Annotated in this window: 27 protein-coding genes; 18 read left to right on the top strand and 9 right to left on the bottom strand. The window is 71.0% G+C overall.

Going from position 1 to position 24,951, the window contains the following annotated elements; translation table 11 throughout:
• Positions 1–3: 3 nt before the first annotated feature.
• Positions 4–1,914, bottom strand: a complete 1,911-nt coding sequence (locus tag ACLF3G_RS02305) for a putative bifunctional diguanylate cyclase/phosphodiesterase (protein ID WP_430667694.1) — start codon at positions 1,912–1,914, stop codon at positions 4–6.
• A 142-nt stretch (positions 1,915–2,056) separates the two neighbouring features.
• On the opposite strand from ACLF3G_RS02305, the gene ACLF3G_RS02300 reads away from it, so the two are divergent.
• Positions 2,057–2,806: a YebC/PmpR family DNA-binding transcriptional regulator gene (locus ACLF3G_RS02300; RefSeq protein ID WP_430667693.1), complete on the top strand. Its 750-nt coding sequence runs from the start codon at positions 2,057–2,059 to the stop codon at positions 2,804–2,806.
• On the opposite strand, the gene ACLF3G_RS02295 is transcribed toward ACLF3G_RS02300, so the two are convergent.
• Entirely contained in the window at positions 2,807–3,988 is a 1,182-nt protein-coding gene (locus ACLF3G_RS02295; RefSeq protein ID WP_430667692.1) for an MFS transporter, read from the bottom strand.
• 167 nt (positions 3,989–4,155) lie between these two features.
• On the opposite strand from ACLF3G_RS02295, the gene ACLF3G_RS02290 reads away from it, so the two are divergent.
• Together ACLF3G_RS02290 and ACLF3G_RS02285 are read left to right on the top strand one after the other, a co-directional pair.
• Positions 4,156–4,299 carry a hypothetical protein gene (locus ACLF3G_RS02290; RefSeq protein WP_430667691.1) on the top strand — a complete coding sequence of 48 codons (144 nt, stop codon included), beginning with the start codon at positions 4,156–4,158 and terminating at the stop codon, positions 4,297–4,299.
• A gap of 39 nt (positions 4,300–4,338) precedes the next feature.
• A complete protein-coding gene (locus ACLF3G_RS02285) occupies positions 4,339–4,503 on the top strand; it encodes a DUF3309 family protein (protein ID WP_430667690.1) in 165 nt (54 codons plus the stop codon).
• A gap of 42 nt (positions 4,504–4,545) precedes the next feature.
• On the opposite strand, the gene ACLF3G_RS02280 is transcribed toward ACLF3G_RS02285, so the two are convergent.
• The 3 genes from ACLF3G_RS02280 to ACLF3G_RS02270 form a co-directional block, all read right to left on the bottom strand.
• On the bottom strand, positions 4,546–5,679 hold the full coding sequence (locus ACLF3G_RS02280) for a hypothetical protein (protein ID WP_430667689.1): 1,134 nt from the start codon (positions 5,677–5,679) through the stop codon (positions 4,546–4,548).
• A gap of 81 nt (positions 5,680–5,760) precedes the next feature.
• A complete protein-coding gene (locus tag ACLF3G_RS02275; RefSeq protein ID WP_430667688.1) occupies positions 5,761–6,741 on the bottom strand; it encodes an ABC transporter substrate-binding protein in 981 nt (326 codons plus the stop codon).
• 2 nt (positions 6,742–6,743) lie between these two features.
• A complete protein-coding gene (locus ACLF3G_RS02270) occupies positions 6,744–7,721 on the bottom strand; it encodes a Bug family tripartite tricarboxylate transporter substrate binding protein (protein ID WP_430667687.1) in 978 nt (325 codons plus the stop codon).
• A gap of 117 nt (positions 7,722–7,838) precedes the next feature.
• On the opposite strand from ACLF3G_RS02270, the gene ACLF3G_RS02265 reads away from it, so the two are divergent.
• The 3 genes from ACLF3G_RS02265 (at position 7,839) to ACLF3G_RS02255 (ending at position 10,531) form a co-directional block, all read left to right on the top strand.
• Complete coding sequence (locus ACLF3G_RS02265) at positions 7,839–8,789, top strand: dihydrodipicolinate synthase family protein (RefSeq protein WP_430667686.1); 951 nt, start codon at positions 7,839–7,841, stop codon at positions 8,787–8,789.
• Positions 8,790–8,855: 66 nt separating this feature from the next.
• The gene (locus tag ACLF3G_RS02260; RefSeq protein ID WP_430667685.1) at positions 8,856–10,166 is read left to right on the top strand and encodes a sulfite oxidase; all 1,311 of its coding nucleotides are present in this window, start codon (positions 8,856–8,858) and stop codon (positions 10,164–10,166) included.
• Complete coding sequence (locus ACLF3G_RS02255; protein WP_430667684.1) at positions 10,163–10,531, top strand: hypothetical protein; 369 nt, start codon at positions 10,163–10,165, stop codon at positions 10,529–10,531. Before ACLF3G_RS02260 ends, ACLF3G_RS02255 begins: the two co-directional genes overlap by 4 nt.
• Positions 10,532–10,544: 13 nt before the next feature.
• Here the strand turns inward: ACLF3G_RS02255 and ACLF3G_RS02250 are convergent, their stop codons facing one another.
• The gene (locus tag ACLF3G_RS02250) at positions 10,545–11,195 is read right to left on the bottom strand and encodes a GntR family transcriptional regulator (protein WP_430667683.1); all 651 of its coding nucleotides are present in this window, start codon (positions 11,193–11,195) and stop codon (positions 10,545–10,547) included.
• Between the two features lie 56 nt (positions 11,196–11,251).
• On the opposite strand from ACLF3G_RS02250, the gene ACLF3G_RS02245 reads away from it, so the two are divergent.
• Both ACLF3G_RS02245 and ACLF3G_RS02240 read left to right on the top strand, forming a co-directional pair.
• Positions 11,252–12,124, top strand: a complete 873-nt coding sequence (locus ACLF3G_RS02245; RefSeq protein WP_430667682.1) for a fumarylacetoacetate hydrolase family protein — start codon at positions 11,252–11,254, stop codon at positions 12,122–12,124.
• A 48-nt stretch (positions 12,125–12,172) separates the two neighbouring features.
• The gene (locus ACLF3G_RS02240; protein WP_430667680.1) at positions 12,173–13,141 is read left to right on the top strand and encodes a Bug family tripartite tricarboxylate transporter substrate binding protein; all 969 of its coding nucleotides are present in this window, start codon (positions 12,173–12,175) and stop codon (positions 13,139–13,141) included.
• 10 nt (positions 13,142–13,151) lie between these two features.
• Here the strand turns inward: ACLF3G_RS02240 and ACLF3G_RS02235 are convergent, their stop codons facing one another.
• A complete protein-coding gene (locus ACLF3G_RS02235; protein WP_430667679.1) occupies positions 13,152–14,117 on the bottom strand; it encodes a hypothetical protein in 966 nt (321 codons plus the stop codon).
• Between the two features lie 91 nt (positions 14,118–14,208).
• Positions 14,209–15,123 (bottom strand): isocitrate lyase/PEP mutase family protein, encoded by a 915-nt coding sequence (locus ACLF3G_RS02230; RefSeq protein WP_430667678.1) that lies wholly within the window; start codon positions 15,121–15,123, stop codon positions 14,209–14,211.
• A 122-nt stretch (positions 15,124–15,245) separates the two neighbouring features.
• On the opposite strand from ACLF3G_RS02230, the gene ACLF3G_RS02225 reads away from it, so the two are divergent.
• From ACLF3G_RS02225 to phoB, 8 genes are all read left to right on the top strand, one after another.
• Positions 15,246–15,584, top strand: a complete 339-nt coding sequence (locus tag ACLF3G_RS02225) for an STAS domain-containing protein (protein ID WP_430667677.1) — start codon at positions 15,246–15,248, stop codon at positions 15,582–15,584.
• Complete coding sequence (locus ACLF3G_RS02220; RefSeq protein WP_430668131.1) at positions 15,581–15,994, top strand: ATP-binding protein; 414 nt, start codon at positions 15,581–15,583, stop codon at positions 15,992–15,994. Before ACLF3G_RS02225 ends, ACLF3G_RS02220 begins: the two co-directional genes overlap by 4 nt.
• 160 nt (positions 15,995–16,154) lie before the next feature.
• Complete coding sequence (gene pstS / locus ACLF3G_RS02215; RefSeq protein WP_430667676.1) at positions 16,155–17,219, top strand: phosphate ABC transporter substrate-binding protein PstS; 1,065 nt, start codon at positions 16,155–16,157, stop codon at positions 17,217–17,219.
• A gap of 80 nt (positions 17,220–17,299) precedes the next feature.
• Entirely contained in the window at positions 17,300–18,289 is a 990-nt protein-coding gene (pstC, locus tag ACLF3G_RS02210) for a phosphate ABC transporter permease subunit PstC (protein ID WP_430667675.1), read from the top strand.
• Positions 18,290–18,293: 4 nt separating this feature from the next.
• A complete protein-coding gene (gene pstA / locus ACLF3G_RS02205) occupies positions 18,294–19,199 on the top strand; it encodes a phosphate ABC transporter permease PstA (RefSeq protein ID WP_430667674.1) in 906 nt (301 codons plus the stop codon).
• Between the two features lie 69 nt (positions 19,200–19,268).
• Positions 19,269–20,054: a phosphate ABC transporter ATP-binding protein PstB gene (pstB, locus tag ACLF3G_RS02200; RefSeq protein WP_430668130.1), complete on the top strand. Its 786-nt coding sequence runs from the start codon at positions 19,269–19,271 to the stop codon at positions 20,052–20,054.
• Positions 20,055–20,071: 17 nt separating this feature from the next.
• Positions 20,072–20,791 (top strand): phosphate signaling complex protein PhoU, encoded by a 720-nt coding sequence (gene phoU / locus ACLF3G_RS02195; protein ID WP_430668129.1) that lies wholly within the window; start codon positions 20,072–20,074, stop codon positions 20,789–20,791.
• Positions 20,792–20,807: 16 nt separating this feature from the next.
• Positions 20,808–21,521, top strand: a complete 714-nt coding sequence (phoB, locus tag ACLF3G_RS02190; protein WP_430667673.1) for a phosphate regulon transcriptional regulator PhoB — start codon at positions 20,808–20,810, stop codon at positions 21,519–21,521.
• A gap of 2 nt (positions 21,522–21,523) precedes the next feature.
• On the opposite strand, the gene ACLF3G_RS02185 is transcribed toward phoB, so the two are convergent.
• Positions 21,524–22,522 carry a hypothetical protein gene (locus ACLF3G_RS02185; protein ID WP_430667672.1) on the bottom strand — a complete coding sequence of 333 codons (999 nt, stop codon included), beginning with the start codon at positions 22,520–22,522 and terminating at the stop codon, positions 21,524–21,526.
• 127 nt (positions 22,523–22,649) lie between these two features.
• Between ACLF3G_RS02185 and ACLF3G_RS02180 the strand changes: the two genes are divergently transcribed.
• The gene (locus ACLF3G_RS02180) at positions 22,650–23,048 is read left to right on the top strand and encodes an OmpA family protein (RefSeq protein ID WP_430667671.1); all 399 of its coding nucleotides are present in this window, start codon (positions 22,650–22,652) and stop codon (positions 23,046–23,048) included.
• A 31-nt stretch (positions 23,049–23,079) separates the two neighbouring features.
• Positions 23,080–24,936 (top strand): DNA helicase RecQ, encoded by a 1,857-nt coding sequence (gene recQ, locus ACLF3G_RS02175; RefSeq protein ID WP_430667670.1) that lies wholly within the window; start codon positions 23,080–23,082, stop codon positions 24,934–24,936.
• The last annotated feature ends 15 nt before the right edge of the window (positions 24,937–24,951 follow it).

Genomic DNA, 24,951 nt, shown 5'->3' with positions numbered 1-24,951 from the left:
CCGTCACGCCGCGCTGCGGGCGACGCGGGACTGATCCTCCGCGATCAGGCGGCGGGCGGTGGCGGCGGGCATGGGACGGCCGAACAGCCAGCCCTGGCCCTGCTCGCAGCCCTCCGCCGCCAGCATCCGGGCCTGTTCCTCGGTCTCCACGCCTTCCGCGATCACGGTCATGTCGAGGATGCGGCCGAGGCCCACGATGGTGGTGACGATGGCGCGCAGCTTCGGGTCGCGCGGCATCTCCGTGATGAAGGCGCGGTCGATCTTCAGCTTGCCGAAGGGAAAGCGCCAGAGATGCGCCAGGCTGGACCAGCCGGTGCCGAAATCATCCATCGCGATGGAAACGCCCATCGCCCGCAGGTCGCGCAGCAGGCGCACCACATCCTCCGGGTCGTCCTGCAGCAGGCTTTCGGTGACCTCCAGCTCCAGCCGCCGCGCCGGCAGGCCGGTGGTGGCCAGCGCCTCCGCCACCGTGGCAACCAGGTCGCCGTGGCGGAACTGCGCCGGGGAGAGGTTGACGGCGATGCGCGCCTCCCCGGGCCATTGCGCCGCCTCGGCGCAGGCGGTGTGCAGCACCCAGGCACCGAGCGGCACGATCAGGCCGGTCTGCTCGGCGAGCGGGATGAACTCGGCGGGGCTGATCAGGCCGCGGGTGGGGTGAGGCCAGCGCAGCAGCGCCTCGAACCCCAGCAGGCCGCGGTCGCCAAGGCGGCGCTGCGGCTGGTAGTGCAGCGTCAGCGTGCCCTGCTCGATGGCCATTCGCAGGTCGTCCTCGGTCTCACGCCGCAGGCGCAGCAGCGTGTCCATGGCGGCGTCGTAGCCGCAGATGTCGGGCTGTGCGTCCGTGCCGGCGGAGGAGAGGGCGGCCTCCGCGCAGGCCAGCAACAGCTCCGCGTCCTGGGCGTCCTTCGGTGCGGTGGCGAAGCCGATCTGCAGCTTCAGCGCCAGGGACTGCCCGTTCGGCAGCACCAGCGGCCCGGCCAGCGCGGCGGCGAGGCGATGTGCCAGGGCGGCCGAATCCTCCTCGGCCTCGGGCGAGGTCTGCACCACGGCAAAGCGGTCGGCCGACAGGCGGGCCACGGTGTCGGATCGCCGCACAAGCGTGCGCAGGCGACCGGCGAGGGCTGCCAGGACCGCATCGCCGGTGGCGCGGCCATGCAGGGCATTCATCTGGCGGAAGCCGCGCAGGTTCAGCACCAGCACGGCCACCTGCTGGTCCAGCGGCTGCGCCGCGGCCAGGGCCAGCGCCAGGCGTTCGCGCAGCTCGGCGTGGGTGAGCAGGCCGGTCAGGCGGTCGTGGCGCAGCAGGTGGCGGGTGCGGGTTGCCTCGGCCTCCGCCCGTCGGCCGCGATGGCCGAGCCAGACCAGCAGCAGCAGCATGCTGGCGCCGAAGCCGCCGATGCCGAACTGCGCCAGGCCGAAGGCATCGCGCAACTCGGCGCGGCGGCCGTTCTCGCGCAGGGAGATGACCAGGGTGCCGGCCGGCTCGGCCTTGTCCGGGGAGGGGATCGGGGCCTGGGAGGCCGCTTCGCGGGGGATGGACTGGTGGCGCCGGCGGGGGGCTGTGGCGGCGGGCACGTCCGGTGGCGGTGCGGCCAACAGGACCGAACCATCCGGGCGCAGCAGGCGGAAGCTCGCGATCTCGGTGGCGGTGGCGATGCGGCCGAGGCGGTCGAGCTGGCCCGGGCCTGGCTCGGCGCCGCGAAGCAGCTGCGGCAGCGCGGGGTCTTCACGCAGCAGGTCGGCGGCCAGGCCGCGAGTCCAGACGGCGGCCAAGCCGATCAGCAGCCGGTGCAGCAGGATTTGATTGACGCCGACGGCGGCCAGGGTCAGCAGCACGACGAACAGGCTCAGCCACAGCATCAGGCGCTGGACGGAGTCGGCGGCGGCGGCAGGCTGATGCGGAGAGCGGGCCATGTGGCGCAGACTGCGCCGGTTGTGTGAACCCGGCGTTGACGACTGCATGCGATGTGCGATTTGCCGGGCCGGGGGCCTCGCCGGTATAGCGACGCCGGAACCGGGCGGGGCGAAGCCCCCTGGATTGACGGAGATCAGGGCGATGGCCGGCCATTCGCACGCCAAGAACATCATGCACCGCAAGGCGGCGCAGGGGGCCAAGAAGGCGCAGGCCTTCGGCAAGCTGATCCGCGAGATCTCGGTCAGCGCCAAGCAGGGGCTGCCCGACCCGGCGATGAACCCGCGGCTGCGCGCCGCGGTGAAGGCCGCGCTTGTCGCGAACATGACGCGCGACACCATCGACCGCGCCATCAAGCGCGCCGCGACGGCGGGGGTGGGGGAGGACTACGTCGAGGTACGCTACGAGGGCTACGGGCCCTACGGCGTCGCCGTGATCGTCGAGGCGCTGACCGACAACCGCAACCGCACCGGTGGCGACCTGCGGTCCATCTTCGCCAAGGGCGGCGGGGCGCTGGGCGAGACCAATTCGGTAGCCTTCCAGTTCGAGCGCAAGGGCGTGCTGCGCTACCCGGCCGCCGCCGCGGATGCCGACACCATGCTGGAGGCGGCGATCGAGGCCGGGGCCGGCGACGTGGAGAGCGGCGAGGACGGGCACGAGGTATCCTGTGCCGTGGAGGATTTCGCCAGCGTGCGCGATGCGCTGGAGGCGAAGTTCGGCACGGCCGAGGCGGCGAAGCTGGAATGGTGGCCGACCGCGACCGTGGACCTGGACGAGGACCGGGCGCGGGAGGTGCTGAAGTTGCTCGACGCACTGGACGACCAGGACGACGTGCAGACCGTGTTCGCGAATTTCGAGGTGGATGCGGCGGCGATGGAGCGGCTCAGCGCCTGATCAGGTGAGCCGGCGCAGCACCAGCAGGCCGGCCAGCGTGACCAGCGCCAGGTGCCCGAAGCCGAGCGCCCAGCCGAGCGCGCCGGGACCGACGAGGTCCAGCGCCAGGCCGACGCCGAGCGGACCCAGGAAGCCGCCGGCATAGCCGCACATGCTGTGCAGCCCCATGGTGGCGCCGCGCCTTCCCTCGCCGGCGGCCTGCACCGTGCCGGCGGTCAGCGCGGCGCTGTCGAGGTAGATGGCGGCGTTCCACAGCAGGACGCAAGCCGCTGCCAGTGGCGCCGAGACCAGGGCGGAGGCGCCCGCCAGCAGGGACAGCACCGCGGCGCTGCCCATCGCGGCCGCCACCAGCCGGGCGCGGCCGATGCGCTGCGCCGTCTCGTTGCCCAGGATGGAGACGGCGATGCCGAGCAGGCCCGCGGCGGTGAACAGCGCGGTGGGGCCTGGCAGCCAAGCGGGTGCGCCGTTGCGGGCGATGACCATGGCCAGGAAGGTGACGCCCCAGGCGCGCAGCGCGGCGAGTTCCCAGGTGTGGACCGTGTAGCCTGCGATCCAGGCCATGGCGGCACGGTTGCGCAGCACCGGGCGGAAATCCAGCAGCGCGCCGGCCTTGCCCGTGGCGGCCGGTGCCGTCCTCGGCATGGCGAAGCCCGCGATCAGCCCGGCGGTGGCGGCCGCGGCGGCGCCGAACAGGAAGGCGGCTTGCGGTCCGTCGAGTGCATCCAGCGCGCCGGCGACGGCGAAGGACAGCGCGCCGGCGATGCCGACGCCGAGCGCGTGCCAGGACACGGCACGAGACTGCGCGGCGCCTTGCAGGCCATCGGCGATGACCTTCAGCCCCGGCATGTAGCAGCCCGCCCAGCCGGCGCCGGCCAGCAGGCGCAGCAGCAGGCCGGACCAGAACCCCTCCGCCAGAAGGGCGAAGCCGAGGTGGGAGGCGCAGGTCAGCGCGGCGCCGACCAGGTAGATGCGGCGCGCCGGGACGCGGTCCGTCAGCCCGACCAGCACCGGCACGGACAGGACATAGGCGGCGAAGAAGGCGCCGATCAGCCAGCCGGCCTCGGCGGCGGACAGCGACCACGCCTCCATGTAGCCGGGCAGCAGCGCGGGCAGGATGAAGGCGCCGATCTGTGCCAGCACCTGGGCCGTCACGATGGCGGCGAGGAAACGGCCGGGGCGCATCGGCCCATGGTGCGCGGGCCGGCGGCACGGCGCCATCCGGCAACCTCCAAAAAATTTATTTCGCTTCGGTGTGGAACGGCGCGAACTTTCGTGACGCTGGCGCGATCTGTACCCAACCGCTTCGGTGGCAAGGCCTGCCGGCGGGAGACGAGATTGGACGCAAGAGAATGAGCCGCAACCTGCTTTATCCGGTCCTTGGCGTGCTGCTGGTCGCCGTGGGCGCCCTCGGCTTCTGGGTCTACCAGGAGCAGAACAGCAATGCCGTGGAGCTGAGCGTCGGCGGACGCAGCATCAGCGTCGAGACCCGCTGAACCGTCGCCTGGCCTGAACTGCCTACGGGAGTCTGTGACATGTCCATCGGATTGATCCTTGCCATCGTGCTGGTCGTGCTTCTGCTTGGCGGCTTCAGCGGGCGCTTCGGCGGCCGGGGCTACGGCTTCGGCGGCGGCGGGATCGGCGTGCTGGGCGTGGTGCTGCTGATCGTGGTGGTGCTGCTGCTGATGGGGCGCATCTGAAGCGACGGGCGGCGAGAGGATCGCCGCCCGCCTTCCGAGAACCTATCGCTGCGCGTCCATCCGCCGGAAGCGCTGCACGCGCTGGCCGGTATCGACTTCCGAGATGTACAGGTTGCCCTGGCTGTCCACGGCGACGTTGTGCGGCACCATGAATTGCCCGGCGTAGCGACCCATGCGGCCGAAGGTGGACAGCACCTCCCCATCCTGCCGGCGCAGCACGCGGGCGACGCTGTTGGTGTTGTCGACGCTGTAGAGATACCGCTGGCCGGCGTCCGGGGAGGGCACGAGGTCGGCGATGGCGCCGTTCAGGCGGGTTTCCCTGGCGACGAAGAATTCCTGCACGAAGGTGCCATCGCGGCGGAACACCTGCACGCGGTTGTTCACGCGATCGCAGACATAGACCAGGTTGTCGCGCGTCAGCCGCACGCAGTGCACGGGATTCGCAAAGCTGCGGGAGGGCGGCTGAGCCGGGTCGAAGGCGGGCATCGGGTTGTCGTGCGGACGTTCGCCATAGGCGCCCCAGTGCCGCTTGTAGGCACCGGTCTCGGTATCGAAGACCACGATGCGGCGGTTGCCGTAGCCGTCGGCGACGAAGATCTCGTTGGCCACGACATCGACCTCGGTGTCCGCCGGCCGGTTCAGGTTCTGCGTGTCGTTGCTGCCGCTGGAGGCGCCGGCGCGGCCGATCTGCATGCGGAACTGGCCGTCGAGGCTGAACTTCAGGATCTGGTGGTCGCGCGGTCCGTTTCCGGCGAGCCAGACATTGTCCTCCGCATCCACGTAGATGCCGTGCTCGCTCTGCGGCCATTCAAAGCCCTGCGCCGGGCCGCCCCAGGCGCGGACCAGGTTGCCCGACATGTCGAAGACCAGCACCGGTGGCGCGGCGACGCAGCACAGCGTCTGCGGCGGGGTGGTGGCGGCGAGCACCTGGCGCGGCGCCAGCGAGGCCGGGCGGTGGATGATCCAGATATGGTCGCGGCGGTCGACCGCGACGCCGGCGACGGCGCCGATGATCCAGTTGTTCGGCAGCGGCTTCGGCCAGAACGGGTCCACCTGGAAGTTCGGTGGAACCTCCGCCGCGTCATGCGCGTGCTGTGCATGGGCGGGCGTGGCGAGGAGAGCAAGGGCGGTGCAGGCGGCGAGCAGGCCGCGCAGCCAAGTCCGGCGTGGCGTCATGGTCGGTTCCTTCCCATCGTCCGGGCGTCTGCGACCCGGTGCGGGCAAGGCTAGGCGCGGGATCGGCGGGACGGCAGCGGATCAGCTGTTCACGGTATCCGGCGCGAACACCTCCTCCACCGCCAGCCGCCGCCGCGACAGATGCTGCGCGTGGGACCAGCGGCAGATGGCGTCGAGCTCCGCGCGGTTGGCCTCGACCCCGTAGGTCCAGGGGTCGGGGCCGAGCAGGGCCTTGGTGGCGGCCCATTCCTCGGCGTGGAAGGGCACCATCCGGGTCAGGGAGGAGTGGCGGAGGTCGGCCTCGATATCGGCCAGCGCCAGAAATTTTGACTCCAGGAAGGCGTCGTACAGGCGGCGGGCGAGACCGGGCTCGCGCGCCAGGATGTCCTGGCGGATGCCGACCAGGTGCATGATGGGGTGGAAGCCGGTGCGGCGGTGCCAGGCGGTGGCGGCGGCGCGCGGGTCCGGGAACAGGCGGGTGATGCGGGCGTCGCCGGCGGCGAAGGACGCGGGCTCGGTTGGGGACAGGATGGCGTCGATCTCGCCAGCCAGCAGCGCGTCGTTCAGCGTGCCGGGCAGGGGCTGCACGTCCATTCCGGGGGGCAGTTCCAGGGGCAGGCGCTCGCGACGGCCGGCGGCGTTGGTGCCGGCGGTGCGCCAGCTGATGCCGTTGACGTCGACGCCGTGGTCGTCGGCCAGGATGCCGCGCAGCCACAGCCCCAGCGTCATCTGGTATTCCGGGATGCCGACGCGGCGGCCGTCCAACCGCTTCGCCTCGGTGATGCCGGCGTCGCGGCTCAGGTAGATGCAGCCGTGCCGGAAGGCGCGGGAGACGAAGGCGGGAATGGCGACGTAGGCGGCCTCGCCACGCGACACCTGCAGCAGGTGCGAGGACAGCGAAAGCTCCGTCACGTCGAATTCGGCACGGCCGAAGGCGCGCGGGAAGCTCTGCTCCGAATGAATCGGCACCTGTACCAGGCGCACGCCTGGGATCTTCACGCGCCCATCGAATAAGGCGCGCGTGCGGTCATAGGGGGCGCAGGCGACGGTGAGGGTCAGCAAGGTCAGTCAGCCTTGATGCCGGCGCGGGTGATGAGGGCGCGGAAGCGCTCCAGCTCGCTGGCGATGAGGGTTCGGAAGGCCTCCGGCGAGCGTGGCGCGGCATCGGCGCCCTCCAGGGTCAGGCGCGCGGCGAGATCGGCGTCGCCGAGAAGGCCGTTCACGGCGGCGTTGATACGGGCGACGACCTCGGGCGGGGTTGCGGCGGGGGCGACGAGGCCGTGCCACTGCACCACCTCGAACCCCGGCAGCGCCTGAGCAATCGGGGCGATGCCGGGCAAGGCGGGGGAGGGCGTCAGCGCGCTCATGCCCAAGGCCAGCAGGCGGTTGTCGCGGACCGAGGGCAGCACCACGGGCGCGCCGGCGAAGCTGGCCTTCAGACGGCCGGCGATGAGGTCCGCCAGCATCGGGCCGTTGCCGCGGTAGGGGATGTGGGTGAGCTCGATGCCCGCAGCGTCGCAGAAGGCCGCCATGGTGATGTGGGAGGCGGCGCCGTTGCCGGCGGATCCGTAGTCCAGCGCGCCCGGGTTCGCCTTCGCATAGGCGATGAACTCGGCTGGCGTGCGGGCGGGGAGGGAGGGGTGGATGGTGAGGATGGAGGGCAGGGTCGCCACCAGCGCGACCGGGGCGAAGTCGCGCAGCACGTCGTAGGGGATGTTGGGGTAGATCCAGGGGTTCACCGCCAGTGTGCCGACATGGCCCCACATCAGGGTGTGGCCGTCCGGCGCCGCGCGGGTGACCATCTGCGCGCCCACGGTGCCGCCGGCGCCGCCGCGGTTTTCCACCACCACCGGATGGCCGCCGAGCGCCTGTTGCAGCTTCAGCGCCACCGGGCGGGCCAGCAGGTCGTTGGAACCGCCGGGCGGGAAGGGCACGACGATGGTGACGGGCCGGGATGGCCAGGGCGCCTGGGCCTGGACCAGGCCGGGCGCTGCCAGCGGCAGCAGGGCGGAGGCACGGAGCAGGGTGCGGCGCGAGGGCATGGAGCGACTCCTGGCAGGGTGGCGCGACAATTGCGCGGGCAGGACGTTTGCGGAAGGGGCGGTAGCAAGCGGCGGCCGGAAGTTGCTAGGCTCGGCGCATCAGGTTGGAGAGCAGCGATGGCGAAGATGCGGATCGAGGGGTCGTTCGTGGCCCTCATCACCCCATTCAATGCGGATGGCAGCGTCGATTTCGGCGGCTTCCGGACGCTGCTGGACTGGCACGCGACGAACGGCACCTCCGCCGTGCTCATCATGGGCTCGACCGGCGAGGTTTCCATGCTGTCGCCGGAGGAACGGCGGGAGATCGTGGAGCGGACGGCGGCGATGAAGACCGGCGCGGCGTCCCGCATGAAGTTCTTCTATGGCTGCACCGGCACCAGCACGGCGGCGACCATCGCCTATCTGAAGCACGCCAAGGCGGCGGGCGCAGATGGCGCGATCCTGGCCGCGCCGGCCTATATCTGCGCGCCGGAGGACGACATCGAGGCGTTCTTCGCCGAATGCGCCGATGCGGTGGAATTGCCGATCGGCATCTACAACAACCCGCCGCGGGTGAAGACCGACCTGCATTGGGACCATCTGCTGCGGCTGATGAAGCACCCGAACGTGGTGGTGCTGAAGGAAAGCACGACGCGGGTCGGCCAGGTGGCGCAGGTGCTGGCGGCCAATCCGGATGCGGCGGTGATGTGCTGCGACAGCCCGAACCTGGGTCTTGTGGTGCCGACCATGTCGCTCGGCGGCCACGGCACGGCGAACATGACGGGGAATCTGGACCCGGCGGGCATGGCACTGCTGTCGACGCCCTGGGCGGACCCATCACAGTCGGTGGTGTTCCGCGAAACGTACATACGGCTGCTGCCGCTGCTGCACTTCACCTACAGCGCCATCAACCCGGTGGCGGTGAAGTCGCTGATGAAGGCCGTGGGCCTGCCGGCGGGCGATCTGCGCCGGCCGCTGTCCGGGCTGAAGCCGGACCACCTGGCGAAGGGGCTCGGCATCGTCCGGGCGCTCGGGCTGGATGCGAAGTATGGCTGGGGCAAGCCAGCGCTGCCGATGGCGGCGGAGTAGATTCCAGCGGCTTGCCAGCCTTGCGCGCATGGCCAATTCTCTCCGCAACCAACGGAGGAGAAAGCCATGGCGCGCAAGCTGGAACGTTCGGTGCAGGAGCTGTACCGCGACGACCCGGAGCGGGCGGATGCCGTGGCCTTCGGGCGGCGCGGCGTGCTGAAGGGCGCGGCGCTGGCGACGATGGGGGGCGCGGTCGGCGCCGCCATTCCGTTCGCGGGCTCGATGCCGGGCGGCACGTTGCCGGCGATCTTCGCGCGGCCGGCCGCGGCGCAGGACACACCGGTGCTGCGGATGGAGGGCAAGGGACCACTGATCCTCCAGGGCGAGCGGCCGCTGAATGCGGAGACGCCGGAGACGCTGCTCGATGAGCCGGTAACCTCGGCGGCGAACATGTTCGTCCGCAACAATGGCGGCGTGCCGGAGGTGCCGGCCGATCCGCGCGCCTGGAAGATCACCATCGACGGCGAGGTGAACACGCCGCTGGAACTGACGGTCGGCGAGCTGGAAAGTCGCTTCGAGGTGGTGACGCGGCAGTTGCAGCTGGAATGCGGCGGCAACGGGCGCAGCTTCTACGCGCCGCAGACCCGCGGCAACCAATGGGGCAACGGCGCCATCAGCAACGGCGAATGGACCGGCGTGCGGCTGCGCGACGTGCTGCGCGCGGCGGGCCTGAAATCCTCGGCCGTGGCGACGGGGCACTACGGCGCCGACCCGCATCTGAGCGGCGAGCCGGGACGGCCTTCCATCGCGCGGGGCATGGTGATCGACAAGGCGATGGCGGAGGATACGCTGATCGCCTTCCGCCTGAACGGCCAGCCGATCCCGCATCTGCATGGCGCGCCGGCGCGGCTGGTGACGCCGGGCTGGCCGGGCAGCCTGAGCCAGAAATGGCTGACGCGGGTGTGGGTGCGCGACAAGCCGCATGACGGACCCGGGATGGGCGGCACCAGCTACCGCGTGCCGGTGCGGCCGATCGTGCCGGGCAGCAGCAACAACGGCGCGGATTTCGTCGACATGACCAGCATGCCGGTGCGGTCCATCCTGTCCTCGCACGCGCACGGCTCGCGGCTACCGGCCGGGACGCGCAGCCTCGATCTGCGCGGCGCGGCCTGGGCCGGGGACCAGACGGTGCGGGCGGTGCATGCGAGCGTCGATTTCGGCGCGACCTGGACCGAGATGCAGGTTGCGGCGCCGGCCAATGCCCATGCCTGGCAGCGCTGGACCGGGCGCGTGGCGCTGCCCTCCGATGGCTACTACGAGGTCTGGTACCGGGCGACCGACAGCGAGGGGCGGATGCAGCCGCACCAGGCGGCCAACTGGAATCCGCAGGGCTATGGCGGCAATCCGATCAGCCGCGCGGCCATCCTCGTCGGATGATGTGGCTTCGTGCGGCCGCGTTGTGGCTGGCCTTCATCGCGCCCGCCTTCGCGCAGGCGGATGCGGCGCGGCAGGCCGACCAGGCGCGGGCCATCGAGCAGACGGCTGAGGAGGAGACGGTGCTGGCCGAGGGCGAAGGACGCTCCGAGACCTTCGGCTACTGCACCGCCTGCCACAATACCGCGCTGATCCGCCGCAGCCGCTTCACCCGCCCGCAATGGGACGGGCTGATGGACTGGATGACGGAGCGGCACGGGATGAACCCGCTGGAGGGCGAGTTCCGCGACACCATCGTGGACTACCTGGCGCGGCACTACGGACCGGCACAGGCGCCGGCGCGGGCGCGCAATCCGTTCCTGAACTGAAGGCGGAACGGCGTCAGCTTCGCGCCGCCAGCGCCTCCCGCACGAAGGCCGCCGTGCTGCGATAGTGGGATTGCAGCAGCGGGATGGCGCGACCGGCATCGCGGGCGAGCGCCGCATCGGCGATGGCGGCGTGCTCGGCGGCGACGTCGCGGCCAGGGTAGGCGATCCGGCGGGCGAGCGCCCGGTAGCGCTCGGCGCGCTCGCGCAGCGTCTCGGCACTGGCCTGCAAGGTGGTGGAGGGGCAGGCGGCGAGCAGGGCCTGGTGGAAGCCGGCATGGGCCGACTCCCAGGCCGGGTCGGCACGCTCCAGCCGCTTCAGGCGCCAGTGGGCGAGGACCAGCGCTTCCTCCCACGCCGTGTCGCCGGCGGCGAGGCTTTCGCGCAGCACCACTTCCTCCAGCCAGCAGCGGGCCCGCACCAGCTCGTCGAAATCCGCGACCGTGGCGGCGGCGGCGCGGAAGCCGCGCTGGTCCAGACGCTCGACCAGGCCCTCGGCGGCCAGCGAGGCCAGCGCCTCCCGCACCGGGGAGGGGCCGGCGCCGTAGCTGGCGGCGAGCGCCTGGACCTTGAGCTTGGACCCGGGCGGCAGGACGCCGCGCAGCAGGTCGGCGCGCAGGCGGCGATGCACCAGGGTGGCGAGGGTGTTTTCGGAGTTCTCTTGCACGGGAAAGGTTTATCGACAAAAGTATTCGCACGCCAGCTTTGTCGGGAATGAGCAGAATGCGGTTGCTGAGTTTTGCGGATGCGGGGCGCGTGGCGCTCGGCGTGCGGTTTGGGGATCAGGTCGTACCGGTCTCGGCGCTGTCGGGCTTTCCGGATGACGCGCTGGCGGTGCTGCAAGGCGGGCCGGAGATGCTGGCGCGGCTGCAGGATGCGGCCAAGGCGGCACCGGCTGCCACGCATCGGGCGCTGTCCGGCCTCAAGCTGCTGATGCCGATCGCGCGGCCGGGCAAGGTGGTGTGCATCGGGTTGAACTACGCCCTGCACGCCAAGGAAGGCGGCAACCCGATCCCGGATTATCCGGCGGTGTTCCTGCGCGTGCAGACCTCCCTCACCGGGCCGGGCGAGCCGATGCTGCGGCCGAAGGGGGCGTCCGAGAAGCTGGACTACGAGGCGGAGCTGGCGATCATCGTCGGCCGCACGGCGCGGAAGGTCAGCGAAGCGGAGGCGCTGGACTACGTCGCCGGCTATTCGCTGTTCAACGATGGCTCCGTGCGCGACTACCAGCGCAAGTCGACGCAATGGACCATGGGCAAGAACTTCGACCGCACGGGGTCCTTCGGGCCGGAGATCGTGACGGCTGACGAGCTGCCGCCGGGTGCAGCACCGCTGCGCATCACCGCGCGCGTCGATGGCCAGACGGTGCAGGACAGCACGACGGGCGACATGATCTTTTCGGTGGCGCGCTGCATCGCGATCCTGTCCGAGGTGATGACGCTGGAGCCGGGCGACGTGATCGCCACCGGCACGCCGTCCGGCGTCGGCTATGCGCGCAAGCCGCCGCTGTTCCTCGCACCGGGTATGACCATGGAGGTCGAGGTGGAGGGCATCGGCGTGCTGCGCAACAGCATCGCGGATGATCCGGCCTTCTGACACGGGCTGGCGGCAACGGGCCGGCCGGATTGGGGAGGAACAAAAAGAATGCGAAGCATCGGGATGGGGCGGCGCGCGGCGATGGCCGGCGCCGTGGGATTGCTGGCGGCACCGCGCATCGCGCTGGCGGCCTGGCCGGAACGCAGCATCCGCATCCTGGTGGCGTTCCCGCCTGGCAGCTCGACCGATGTGGTGGCGCGCGCGCTCGGCCAGAAGTTCACCGAGCAGACCGGCCATGCCGTGGTGGTCGAGAACCGGGCGGGCGCCGGCGGCAACCTCGGCACGCTCGCGGTGAAGGCGGCGAATGACGGGCACACGCTGCTGATGCACTCGACGGCGATCTGCGTGAACCCGAACCTGTATCGCAATGCCGGCTACACGCTGGAGGATTTCGCCACCGTCGCGGTGGTGGCGACGGCGCCGAACGCGCTGTTCGTGCATCCCTCCGTGCCCGCCACGAACCTGGCGGAGCTGATCGCGCATATCCGGGCCAATCCGGGTATCGGCTACGCGCATTCCGGCACCGGCACCACGCCGCATCTGGGGGCGGAGCTGCTGTTCCGCACGCTGGCCGGCGTGCAGGCGACGCCGGTGGCCTTCGGGCCGGCACAGGCGGCGACCGCGGTGGTGGGCAACCAGGCGCCGATCGGCAGCACCAGCCTGCCGCCGGCGCTGCCGCTGATCCGCGATGGCCGCGTGCGGCCGATCGCGGTGGCGGGCGCACAGCGCGACCCGACGCTGCCGGATGTGCCGACGGTGGCCGAGCAGGGCTTTCCCGGCTTCGAGGCGAGCACCTGGTTCGGCCTGTTCGCCCCGGCACGCACCTCGCCGGAGGCGATGCGGCTGCTGCTGGACCAGGTGCCGAAGGCGATGGCGGCGCCGGACCTGAAGGCGCGGCTGGCGGCATTGTCCCTGACCGATCCGGGCCTGTCCGGGGAGGCGGCGCAGGCATTCGTGCGGGCGCAAGCGGAGGTATGGGCCGGGGTGATCCGAAGCTCGGGCGCCACCGCGGATTGAGGCGGCTTGGCTAAAGGGCGCCGCCCATCTCGCCACGTGGGGCCGACATGTCGTCCGTCAGACTCAGGACCGGGTCGAGGAGCGGCCCGGGGATCTCGAAGCGGGCCCACAGCTGACGGGTTGCGCCGGGTGGCACGTTCGTCAGGGCGAAGCCCTCGATGGGTGTGTGGATCCGGCCGGGTGTCAGGATGCGGACGTTGCTGCGGGCCAGTTCAATCCGGGTCTCGCGGGCGGTGACGCGGAAGGTCACCCGGATTTCGCGCAGGTCGCCGTGCAGGGCGTCGTTCTGGACGTCCAGAACCTCGAAGGCGGCGCCGGCGATGTCCTGCACCTGGCCCAGGACAAGGGGCGGCGGGCCATCCGCGCGCGCATCTGGCCGCGCCGCGACCTGCGGCCCGATCGGCATGCGGGCTTCCCCCCGGGGCGCGGACATGTCGTCTGTCAGGCTCAGGATGGGGTTGAGGATGGGCTCCCTGATTTCGAAGCGTACCCAGAACTGGCGGCTGGCCCCCGCTGGCAGGGTCGTCAGGGCAAAGCCCTCGACCGGCTGATGAACCTGGCCGGGTGTCAGGATGCGGACATTGCTGCGGGCGAGTTCTAGCCTGGTCGCTCCCGCGGTGGCGCGGAAGGTGACGCGGATGTCCCGCAGGCCGCCGCGACGGGCGTGGCTGTCCACCGTCAGGACCTCGAAGGACGCGTCGGCGATGGCGACCGGGACGCCGGCCGTGGCGGGTGCCGGGGGTGGCGTCGTGGGGATCGCGGGCCGGGTCGGCACCGGAACCTCTGCCGGCCGCGCAGGGCGTGGCGGAGAGACCGCGGGCGTCACCACGGTATTGCCCCGGGGCTCGGCACGGCCTTGAAGCAGGGGCAGCAGTACGGCGAGCAGGCCGGTCACGGCGGTCAGCAGCGCGGCCACGCCGGTCAGGATGCCCGGAAGGGTCGTCCACCAGGATCGTCCCGGAGCCGGCTCCGCCATGCCTCCCTCGCACTGCCGATGCGTTGGACCTGGGGCGATCCTGCCTGGGCCAGCACGCCATGCCAATCATCGTTGCGTGTTGAAGGGGCCGTCAGTCCGGTTGCGCGGCGTAGCGCCCTTCCATGTCGTAGTAGGCGTTGAAGCCGACGCGGTCGTACAGCTCGTCGAACGGCAGCAGCCGGTCCGGGCCGGGATGCGTGCCCTGCGCGATCAGCGCCAGCGCGTCCTGCTGGGCGCGGATCGTCGCGTTCAGCAGGGTGATGCCGAGCAGCAGGATGCGGTAGCCGATCGCCTCCGCCTCGGCCGGCGCCAGGAAGGGGCGGCCAGGCTTTTCCACCTGTGCCAGCATGGTCGGCGTGGCGCCGGTGACGCGGTGCAGCGCCGCCATCTCGGCCGTGGATTGGGGAGCCTCGAAATAGACGATGTCGGCGCCGAGGTCGCAGAAGGCCTCGGCGCGCCACAGCGCCTCCTCCAGCCCCACGGCGGCGCGGCTGTCGGTGCGGCCGATCACCAGCAGGTCGCCGCCGGCGCGGCGGATGGCATCGCGGGCGTCGAGCGCGGCGCGCAGGCGCAGCAGGGCTTCGGCGCGCGGCGCGACTTCGAGCCCCTGGGCAAAGCCGCAGCGCTTGGGGAAGACCTGGTCCTCGATCATCACGCAGGCGAAGCCGGCCTGGTGGTAGCCGGCGACGGTGCGGCGGACGTTCACCGGGTTGCCGAAGCCTGTGTCGGCGTCGCCTATGATGGGCAGCGTGGTGGCGGCGCAGACCTCCCGGCCGGCATCCAGCATCTCCCGGTACGAGATAAGACCGGCATCCGGCAGGCCGAGGCGGGCGGCGCTGACGGCGTAGCCGGACAGGAAGGCGACCGGCAGCCCGGCGCGGGCGATCAGCCGGGCGCCGAGCGCATCATGGCAGCCGGGGACCACGGCGATGCCGGGCGCATCCAGTACCGCGCGAAGCCTGGCGGCGGGGGAGGGCAGCGGGGCTTCGGGTGCGGGGTCGAGCATGGGGTTCCTCCGGCTTTCGTTGCCGGGGATGCTGGCAGCGGCGGTCGCTGTCAGCAAACTGTCACGCCGTGCCGGCGGTGGCGCCGCTAGATCATCGCGGCTGGGCTTGATGGAGACGGCTGGTGCAGTTCGACGTGGTGGAGATCTCGCCCTCGGTCAACAAGGTGGTGATGCTGGGCCGGCTGGACGCGGCCGGCGCCGCGGCGGTGGAGACGCGGTTCACCGCCGCCGTCGCCGCATCGGGGCGCAGCGCGGTGCTCGACCTGACGGGGCTGGAGTTCCTGTCCTCCCTCGGCATCCGGTTGCTGCTGGCCTCGGCGCGGGTGGTGGCGCGGCGGGGCGGGCGGGTCGTGCTGTTCGGCGCGCAGCCGATGGTGGCGGAGGTGATGGACGCGATGGCGCTGGAGGAGGTGCTGCCGCTGGTGGCGACCGAAGCCGAGGCGCGGGCGCTGCTGCCCTGACCTTCTTCCAGATCGAGATCCCGATCGACCTGCAAGGCCTGGCCGCGGCGCAGGATGCGCTGGAGGACTGGGCGGCGGCGGCGGGCGTGCCGCGGCCGGCGGCGCTGCGGCTGCGGCTGGTTGTGGAGGAGTTGGTCGCAAACCTGGTCGAGCACGCGGCCTGGCCGGCGGGCCCGGTGCCGGCGCGGCTGGAGGTGGCCTGGCGGCCGGGCAGCCTGACCGCGGTGCTGGAGGATGCGGCGGGGCCCTTCGATCCGACCCGGGCGCGGGAGGCGGCGGCGCCGCGGCTGGAGGGCGATCGGGTCGGCGGCCTTGGATTGGGGTTGGTGCGGAAGATGACATCTGGGCTGCGGTACCTGCCCCTGCCGGAGGGCGGCAATCGGGTGAATTTCAGCGTGCGGCTGGGCTGAGGTGCGGACGGCTTGTAGACAACACGCAATGGTTGTGGGGGTGGGTGTCATCGAAGCTTCATCGAACTGCAATCAGGCGGTCGCCTGCCGCGCCTAGAAGGCGCGCCACGGGGATCGCGGCTTCCGGCCACCCCCGCTGGAACAGGACCGGAGAGACACAGTGAACAGGCGCACCCTTCTGCTTGGCACCGGCGCGGCGCTCGGGGCCGGGATCATCCCAGCACGCCACGCCTTCGCACAGCCGGCGACGGTCACCGGCGCCGGCGCCACCTTCCCGCGTCCGCTGTATGAGCGGTGGTCCGCCCAGGCGCGCGACGCCGGCGTGGCGCAGTTGAACTACCAGTCGATCGGCTCGGGCGGCGGCATCAACCAGATCACGGCACGCACCGTCGATTTCGGCGCCTCCGACGCGCCGCTGACGCAGGAACAGCTGACCGAGCGCAAGCTGCTGCAGTTCCCGACCGTGATGGGCTCCGTCGTGCTGTCGGCAAACTTGCCGGGCGTCGCCGACCAGGCGCTGAAGCTGACGCCTGAGGTGATCGCCGACATCTTCCTGGGCAAGATCACCCGCTGGCGCGACCCGAAGATCGTCGAGCTGAACCGCGACGTGACCATCCCGAACATGCCGCTGAGCGTGGCCTACCGCGCCGATGGCTCGGGCACGACCTGGGTGTGGACGACCTACCTGTCCCGCGTCAGCGAGGAATGGAAGAACGGCCCGGGCGCCGGCACCTCCGTCCGCTGGCCGGTCGGCAATGGGGCGCGGGGCAACGAGGGTGTGTCCAACATCATCCGCAACAGCCCCGGCACCATCGGCTACATCGAGAACGCCTACGCGGTGGTGAACCGCATGCCGACGACGCAGATCCGCAACAAGTCCGGCAACTTCGTCCGGGCCGAATCGCCGGCCTTCATCGCGACGGCGGCCGCGGCGGATTGGAACGTGCCGAACTTCCAGGCCGACACGATCGACCTGGCCGGCGCGACCGTGTGGCCGATCACCTCGCCCACCTACATCCTGCTGCCGACGGATCCTCCGGCGGACAAGGTGGCCGGCAGCCAGAACGCGATGCGCTTCTTCGACTGGGCGTTCAAGAACGGCAGCGAGGCGGCGACGCGGCTGGAATACATCCCGCTGCCGACCGGCGCACATGATGCGATCCGCACCGCCTGGGCCGCGAACGTCAAGGGTCCGAACGGCCAGTCGCTCTGGCCGGTAAGCTGAGGCTGCCTGGTGCCGGACGCCTCGCGCGTCCGGCGCGACTTCTGTCATGATGGCCTGAGCACCACCCGGGAAGCCCCGCCTTGCAGCAAACCCTGACGGCCCATGGGCCGGCCCTTCCCACGGGCGGCACCCGCCGGCGCACCGGCAGGCTCGGCGACCGGCTTTTCGCCGGCCTATGCACCGGCGCCGGCGTGCTGGTGCTGCTGGTGCTGGGCGGCATCATCCTGACGCTGTTCCTGGGCGGGCTGCCGGCCTTCCTGCATTACGGCCCGGCCTTCATCACCAGCGATGCCTGGAACCCGGTGGAGGACCACCGGGAGGAATACGGCGCCCTGGTGTCCATCTTCGGAACCGTGGTCAGCGCCGTGCTGGCCATCATCTTCGCGGTGCCGGTCGCCTTCGGAATATCGTTCTTCCTGACCGAGCTTGCGCCGGAATGGCTGCGGCGACCGGTGGGAACGGCGATCGAGCTGCTGGCGGCGGTACCCTCCATCATCTACGGCATGTGGGGCCTGTTCGTGGTGGTGCCCTTCGTGCAGATGCACATCCAGATCGCCTTCGGCGAGTATCTGGAAGCCATCCCGCTGGTCGGCTTCATCTTCGAGAGCCGCTCCTTCGCCGGCACGTCGCTGTTCACCGCGGCGCTGGTGCTCGCCATCATGATCCTGCCCTTCATCGCGGCGACCATGCGCGACGTGTTCCTGCAGGTGCCACCGGTTTTCAAGGAAAGCGCCTACGGGCTGGGTGCGACGCGGTGGGAAGTGGTGCGCGGCGTGGTGCTGCCCTACACGCGCATCTCCGTCGTGGGCGGCATCATGCTGGGGCTGGGCCGAGCGCTGGGGGAGACGATGGCGGTGACCTTCGTCATCGGCAACGCTAACCGCATGCCGCAGAGCGTCTTCGACCCGGCGACCACGATCGCCTCCGTCATCGCGATGGAGTTTCCCGAGAGCCTGTCCGGCAGCATGAAGCAGTCGGCGCTGTTCGCGCTGGGCTTCCTGCTGTTCGTGATCTCCTTCCTGGTGCTGGCGCTGTCGCGCTGGTTGCTGCGGTCCCGGCTGAAGGCCTGACGCCATGAGCACGACGATGATGCCGCCGCTGGCGCGGGCGCGGAACGAGGCGGCGGCCCGGGCGCTGGGGCGCCGCCGCAGGCTGGTCGACGCGGCGGTGAAGTGGCTCTGCCTGCTGGCGACGGTGGCGGGGCTGTTCTTCCTGGCCTCGATCATGGGAACGCTGCTGTGGCGCGGCCTGGCGGCGCTCGACTGGACCACGCTGACCTCGGAATTCCGGCCGACCAGCTACGGCGAGGATACGGCGGAGCCGGGCGGGCTGCGGCATGCCATCATCGGCAGCCTGATCCAGACCGCCATCGGCACCGCCATCGGCACGCCGGTCGGGCTGCTGGTGGGCACCTACCTGGCGGAATATGCGCGGGGGTCGGCCTTCGGCAATGCGGTGCGCTTCGTCTCGGACGTGCTGCTCTCGGCGCCGTCGATCCTGATCGGGCTGTTCATCTACCAGCTTGTCGTGCTGCCGATGGGCGCCTTCTCCGGCATCGCCGGCGCGCTGGCGCTGGCCATCATCGTCATCCCCGTCGTCGTCAGGACGACGGAGGACATGCTGCAACTGATCCCGAACACGCTGCGCGAGGCTGTGATCGGCCTTGGCGCGCCGAAGTGGAAGATGATCACGCTGGTCTGCTACAAGGCGGCGGCGTCCGGAATCCTGACGGGCATCCTGCTGGCGGTGGCGCGCATCGCCGGGGAGACCGCGCCGCTGCTGCTGACCAGCTTCGGCAACAACGTGACCAGCCTCGACCTGTCGAGCGCCATGGCCAGCCTGCCGATCGCCATCTACCAGCAGGCCAACAGCGGCTTCCCGGACCTGATCGAGATCGCCTGGGCCGGCGCGCTGCTGGTGACGCTGGGCGTGCTCGCCATCAACATCATCGCCCGCGCCGTGCTGCGCGGGCGGAACTGACGCAGAAGGGACGGGTCGATGGACTCCACCACTGAGCGGGCGCCGGCCACCACCTCCGGCTTCGGCGGCATGCAGGCGCGTTCCGCCGAGGCGCTCAACGTCCAGGCGCGGATCTCGGTGCGCAACCTGGATTTCTACTACGGGACCAACAAGGCGCTGAAGGGCATCGACCTGGACCTGCCGGACCGGCAGGTGACGGGCATGATCGGGCCCTCCGGCTGCGGCAAGTCCACGCTGCTGCGGGTGCTGAACCGGATGTACAGCCTGTATCCGGGCCAGCGCGCGGAAGGCCAGGTGATGATGGACGGGCGCAACATGCTCGATGCCGATGTCGACCTGAACGAACTGCGCTCCAAGATCGGCATGGTGTTCCAGAAGCCGACGCCGTTCCCGATGACCATCTACGAGAACATCGCCTTCGGCATCCGGCTGCATGAGAAGCTCTCGAAGTCCGAGATGGACGACCGGGTGGAATGGGCGCTGACGCGCGCGGCCATCTGGGGCGAGGTGAAGGACCGGCTGCAATCCTCCGCCATGGGGTTGTCGGGTGGGCAGCAGCAGCGGCTGTGCATCGCGCGGTCCATCGCGGTGCGGCCGGAGGTGATGCTGTTCGACGAGCCGACCAGCGCGCTCGACCCGATCAGCACGCTGAAGATCGAGGAGCTGATCGACGAATTGAAGCGCGACTTCACCATCTGCATCGTCACCCACAACATGCAGCAGGCGGCGCGCTGCGCCGACCAGGTGGCCTTCTTCTACCTGGGCGAGCTGGTGGAGGTCGCGCCAGCGGCGCAGCTGTTCACCGCGCCGCGCGAACGCCGCACGCAGGAATACATCACCGGCCGGTTCGGCTGAGGAGCAGGCAGATGCCGATGGAAGCGCAATCCGACCACATCGTGCGGTCCTATGACGAGCAGCTTCGGCGCGTGCGGGACATGCTGGCGCGCATGGGCGGGCTGGCGGAGCGGCAGGTGAACGATGCGACCGTGGCGCTGACCCGGCGCGATGCCACGCTGGCGGCGGAGGTGATCGGGCGCGACGCGGCGCTGGATCAGCTGGAACGCGAAATCGAGGCGTTCTGCATCCGCATCCTGGCGACGCGCCAGCCGATGGCGATCGACCTGCGCTTCATCGTGGCCGCCATGAAGGTGGCGCACAACCTGGAGCGCATCGGCGATTATGCGCGCAACGCCGCCAAGCGCAGCGTGGTGGTGGCGCAGCAGCCGGCGCTCGGCAGCCTGAACGGCTTCCAGCGCATGGCGCGCCTGGTGCAGGAGAACCTGAAGGCCGCGATCGACGCGCTGGTGAACGACGATGCCGAGGCCGCGGCGCGGGTCTGGGGCAATGACGAGCCGGTGGACGATGTCTACAACGGCATCTTCCGCGAGATGCTGACCTTCATGATGGAGGACCCGCGCAACATCACCGCGGCGACGCATCTGCTGTTCATCGCCAAGAACCTGGAACGCATCGGCGACCACGCGACGAACATCGCCGAGACCGTGCACTACGCCGTGCGCGGCGACAGCCTGCCGGATGAGCGGCCGAAGGCGGACAGCTCCGCCTATGCCGTGGTCCGGCCACCGGAATAACGGAGGGGATGCGACCATGCCGGATGCCCTGGGCAGCCTGGCCAAGCCGACCATCCTGGTGGTCGAGGACGAGGCGCCGCTGCTGACGCTGCTGCGCTACAATCTGGAAAAGCAGGGCTTCCGGGTGGAGGAAGCGACGGACGGGCAGGAGGCGCTGATGCGGGTGGCCGAGGGTCGGCCCGACCTGATCCTGCTCGACTGGATGCTGCCGGCGCTGTCGGGGCTGGAGGTCTGCCGGCAGATCCGCCGGCGGCCGAACACCCGCGACCTGCCCATCATCATGGTGACGGCGCGGACCGAGGACCAGGACGCGGTGCGGGCGCTGGATACCGGGGCGGACGACTACATCTCGAAGCCCTTCGTCATGGATGCGCTGATGGCGCGCATCCGGGCCCTGCTGCGGCGATCCGGCAGCGTGCCGGTGAAGGGGCGCCTGAGCTACCGGGACCTGGTGATGGACCAGGACGCGCATCGGGTGACGCGCGGCGCGCGGTCGCTGCACCTGGGGCCGACGGAATACCGGCTGCTGGAATTCTTCCTGCAGCACCCCGGTCGTGTCTTCACGCGGGAACAATTGCTGGATGCGGTGTGGGGGCGGGACATCCATGTCGAGCCCCGCACCGTGGACGTGCACATCCGGCGGCTGCGCAAGGCGGTGAACGGGGAGGAGGAGGCGGACATCATCCGCACCGTGCGCTCCGCCGGCTATGCGCTGGACGTGGAGGAGTAGGGCTACTCCTCCGGCTTGCGGTACAGCGGCTCCAGCGCCAGGCGGCGCAGGGCGTTGCGGGACAGGGACTCGATCTCCCGCCGGTCCGTGGTGGTCGGGTCCACCGCGAGCCAGGCGGCAGCCAGGCGGTGCCAGAACACGGCGAGGTCCAGCAGCCGGTCTCGCAGGGCGTGCTGTTCGCGGATCAGGCGGGTGGGCGCCTCCAGCGGCAGCGGGCGGCGCATCGCCTCCTCCGCATGGCGCAGCAGCGCGGTGGCGGTGCGGCCGGGGCGGGCGATCAGCGGGATGAGCCCGTCCATCGCCCGCGTCAGCAGATCGCCCACCCAGCGGCGGTCGTTGTTGAGCGAGTCGCGGGTGCGGCGGATCATGCGTTCCATCGCCGCGTAGTCGGGCTGGGCCGCGGCGGCGGCCAGGACACGGGCATGGGCATTGGCCAGCAATTGCAGCCGGCGGGCCAGCGGTGCGATGGTGGCCATCGGCAGGCCATCGGCGGTGATGCAGTGGGCGATGGCCGATTCGAACATGTCCGGGCCGGGCGGGCGGCGCCGCATTGCCGCCGCCAGCGCCTCCCCTTCCTCGCCGGCCGTCGCAGCCAGGCGGGCCACGAGTTCGCTGGTCGCGGCATAGAGGTGATGGTCCTCGATCGGCTCGGGATCCTCGTCCAGCAGCGGGCCGGGCACCGGGTCTCCGGGGGCGATCTGCCCGACGCAGCGCAGCGCGGCAGGCACCAGGCGCAGCAGGCGGAAATCATGCGTGCCGGGCGGGATGTCCAGCAGCAGGTGGGCGGTCTCGACATCCACCAGCATGCGCAAATGGGCGAAGGACCGGACCAGGCCGATGCCGCCATTCGGATCCCGCTCAAAGGCCAGGCCCGGCTCGCGCAGCCAGGAGGATTCGAAGATGAAGTGGGAGGGGGGCCAGGCCACCCCTTCAGGTGTGCCGGGAAACCGGACGGGGTCGAAGCCACGCGGGTCCGGGAGGGTCGGGGTGAGGGAGGACACGGGCGCAGGATGGGCGACAAAGCTTAACGGGCTCTGAGGCTTGACCAGGAAGCGGCGCGAAGCCGATTGACGGGGCAGGATCAGGCGCGCGACCTATGCGACCTGTTTCGCCCCGGAGTCCCGCACCATGCGTCGCCGCGCCCTTGCCTTGACCCTGCCGGTCGCCTTCCTCGCCGCCTGTGCCGCCGATCCGGCCGAGTTGGTCGGGCAGCCGCCGCGCGTCGTGTTCTTTGAGGGCGAGAGCGCCGAGTTGGGCGAGGCGGCGACGGCGGTGCTGGCCAATGCGGCGCGGCTGGCGCGGCGGCATCCGGAGGTGCCGGTACAGGTGCGCGGCTATGCCGGCCCGGCCGGCGGCGTGGCGCACAACCAGGTGCTGTCGGCGCAGCGGGCGGAAGCGGTGGCGGCGGCGCTGGTGGCGCGCGGCGTGCCGCGCGGCCGCATCAATGTATCCGGCCGCGGTCCGGTGCCGTTCGAGATGTCCTCGATCGAGAGCCGGCGAGTCGAGGTCCTGGTCGGCTATCCCTGACAAACCGGCCGCGGCATGGCAAACAGCCGCCATGCCCGATGACGGCCGATTCCCTGTCGCTACGCCTGACTACCCCGACGAGAGCACCGATCCGCTCGATGTGCTGAGCCGCGTCTTCGGCCACCCCGGCTTCCGGGGGCGGCAGGAGGAGGTGGTGCGGCATGTCGCGGGTGGCGGGTCCGGCCTGGTGCTGATGCCGACCGGTGGCGGCAAGTCGCTGTGCTTCCAGGTGCCGGCGCTGTGCCGGCCGGGGGTCGGCATCGTCGTCTCCCCCCTCATCGCGCTGATGGAAGACCAGGTCGCGGCGCTGCGCCAGCAGGGTGTGGCGGCGGCGGCGCTGCATTCGGACCTGCCCGAGGGCGAGTCGCGGACTGTGCTGCGCGACCTGCATGAGGGCGGCATCAAGCTGCTGTATGTCTCGCCGGAGCGGCTGGCGCTGGAGGGCATGCTGAGCCGGCTGGAAAGCCTGCCGGTGGCGCTGTTCGCGGTGGACGAGGCACATTGCGTGTCCCAGTGGGGGCACCACTTCCGGCCGGAATACCGCACGCTCGGCGTGCTGGCGCAGCGCTTCGCGCGGGTGCCGCGCCTGGCGCTGACCGCGACCGCGGATCCGCGCACGGTGGAGGATATCCGACTTCAGCTCGGCCTGGCCGAGGACCCGGTGTTTCGCGGCGGCTTCGACCGGCCGAACATCCGCATCGAGGCGGCGCCGCGGGAGCAGGAACGGGCGCAGTTGCGGGCGCTGCTGCGGGAGGAAGCCTCGAAGGGCGGGGCCGGCATCGTCTATTGCGGGACCCGCAACAAGACCGACCAGACGGCGGAATGGCTGCGCGGGGAGGGGCAGGACGCGCTGGCCTTCCACGCCGGCATGGAAAGCCAGGCGAAGCGGGAGGCGCATCGGCGCTTCGCCCGCGGCGACAGCGTGGTGATGTGCGCCACCATCGCCTTCGGCATGGGCATCGACCGGCCGGATGTGCGGTGGGTGGTGCATCTCGACCTGCCAAAATCGCCGGAGAGCTGGTACCAGGAAATCGGCCGCGCCGGTCGTGATGGCCTGCCGGCGCGGGCGCTGCTGCTGTACGGCGCCGGGGACATCGCGCTCGGCCGGCACCGGATCGAGGAGAGCCCGGCGGCGCCGGAGCAGAAGCGGATCGAGCGGCAGCGGCTGGAGGCGATGGTGGCGATCGCCGAGGCGGCGTCCTGCCGCCGGCAGATCCTGCTGCGCTGCTTCGGCGAGCCGGAGCCGCCACCCTGCGGGAATTGCGACGTCTGCCTCAGCCCGCCGAAGCTGTTCGACGGGACGGTGGCGGCGCAGAAGATGCTTTCGGCCGTGCTGCGCACCGGGCGGCGCTTCGGGGTCGCCCATGTGGTGGACGTGCTGCGCGGCAAGCTGACCGACAAGGTCGCGCAATTCGCGCATGACAAGTTGCCCACCTTCGGGGTTGGAAAGGACCTCTCCGACGTCGCCTGGCGCGGGGTGGCGCGGCAGCTGGTGGCGCGCGGCGCGCTGGACGTGGCGGTGCAGAACCATGGGGAGCTGGTGCCGACGGATGCGGCGAAGCCGATCCTCAAGGGCGAGCAGCAGGTGATGCTGCGGGAGGATCTGGTGCAGCCGGGCGGCCGCGCCGCGCCGGCCTCGCGTGGCGCGCGGGGGGCAGGGGCGGCGGCACCGGTGGGGGATGCGGTGTTCGAAGCGCTGCGCGATTGGCGGCGGGGGGAGGCGCAGGCGCAGTCGGTGCCGGCCTATGTCATCTTCCAGGACCGGACGCTCGCCGAGATCGCGGCCCAGAAGCCGCGCAGCCTGGACCAGCTTGGCCAGATCGCCGGTGTCGGGCGCACCAAGCTGGACCGCTACGGTGACGCGGTGCTGCGGGTTCTGGCAGGCTGACCTGCCTCGACGCAG

It is taken from the genome of Falsiroseomonas sp. HC035 (assembly GCF_050563525.1).
Classification (GTDB): Bacteria; Pseudomonadota; Alphaproteobacteria; order Acetobacterales; family Acetobacteraceae; genus Falsiroseomonas.
Note: the sequence above shows the minus strand (reverse complement) of the source record. Positions and strands in the feature narration are given on the sequence as shown.

Excerpts from the sequence above, each read along its gene's own strand:
- ACLF3G_RS02305 (WP_430667694.1), bottom strand. The coding sequence starts at position 1,914 with ATGGCCCGCTCTCCGCATCAGCCTGCCGCCGCCGCCGACTCCGTCCAG.
- ACLF3G_RS02300 (WP_430667693.1), top strand. The coding sequence starts at position 2,057 with ATGGCCGGCCATTCGCACGCCAAGAACATCATGCACCGCAAGGCGGCG.
- ACLF3G_RS02295 (WP_430667692.1), bottom strand. The coding sequence starts at position 3,988 with ATGCGCCCCGGCCGTTTCCTCGCCGCCATCGTGACGGCCCAGGTGCTG.
- ACLF3G_RS02290 (WP_430667691.1), top strand. The coding sequence starts at position 4,156 with ATGAGCCGCAACCTGCTTTATCCGGTCCTTGGCGTGCTGCTGGTCGCC.
- ACLF3G_RS02285 (WP_430667690.1), top strand. The coding sequence starts at position 4,339 with ATGTCCATCGGATTGATCCTTGCCATCGTGCTGGTCGTGCTTCTGCTT.
- ACLF3G_RS02280 (WP_430667689.1), bottom strand. The coding sequence starts at position 5,679 with ATGACGCCACGCCGGACTTGGCTGCGCGGCCTGCTCGCCGCCTGCACC.
- ACLF3G_RS02270 (WP_430667687.1), bottom strand. The coding sequence starts at position 7,721 with ATGCCCTCGCGCCGCACCCTGCTCCGTGCCTCCGCCCTGCTGCCGCTG.
- ACLF3G_RS02265 (WP_430667686.1), top strand. The coding sequence starts at position 7,839 with ATGGCGAAGATGCGGATCGAGGGGTCGTTCGTGGCCCTCATCACCCCA.
- ACLF3G_RS02260 (WP_430667685.1), top strand. The coding sequence starts at position 8,856 with ATGGCGCGCAAGCTGGAACGTTCGGTGCAGGAGCTGTACCGCGACGAC.
- ACLF3G_RS02255 (WP_430667684.1), top strand. The coding sequence starts at position 10,163 with ATGATGTGGCTTCGTGCGGCCGCGTTGTGGCTGGCCTTCATCGCGCCC.
- ACLF3G_RS02245 (WP_430667682.1), top strand. The coding sequence starts at position 11,252 with ATGCGGTTGCTGAGTTTTGCGGATGCGGGGCGCGTGGCGCTCGGCGTG.
- ACLF3G_RS02240 (WP_430667680.1), top strand. The coding sequence starts at position 12,173 with ATGCGAAGCATCGGGATGGGGCGGCGCGCGGCGATGGCCGGCGCCGTG.
- ACLF3G_RS02235 (WP_430667679.1), bottom strand. The coding sequence starts at position 14,117 with ATGGCGGAGCCGGCTCCGGGACGATCCTGGTGGACGACCCTTCCGGGC.
- ACLF3G_RS02230 (WP_430667678.1), bottom strand. The coding sequence starts at position 15,123 with ATGCTCGACCCCGCACCCGAAGCCCCGCTGCCCTCCCCCGCCGCCAGG.
- pstA (WP_430667674.1), top strand. The coding sequence starts at position 18,294 with ATGAGCACGACGATGATGCCGCCGCTGGCGCGGGCGCGGAACGAGGCG.
- pstB (WP_430668130.1), top strand. The coding sequence starts at position 19,269 with ATGCAGGCGCGTTCCGCCGAGGCGCTCAACGTCCAGGCGCGGATCTCG.
- phoU (WP_430668129.1), top strand. The coding sequence starts at position 20,072 with ATGGAAGCGCAATCCGACCACATCGTGCGGTCCTATGACGAGCAGCTT.
- phoB (WP_430667673.1), top strand. The coding sequence starts at position 20,808 with ATGCCGGATGCCCTGGGCAGCCTGGCCAAGCCGACCATCCTGGTGGTC.
- ACLF3G_RS02180 (WP_430667671.1), top strand. The coding sequence starts at position 22,650 with ATGCGTCGCCGCGCCCTTGCCTTGACCCTGCCGGTCGCCTTCCTCGCC.
- recQ (WP_430667670.1), top strand. The coding sequence starts at position 23,080 with ATGCCCGATGACGGCCGATTCCCTGTCGCTACGCCTGACTACCCCGAC.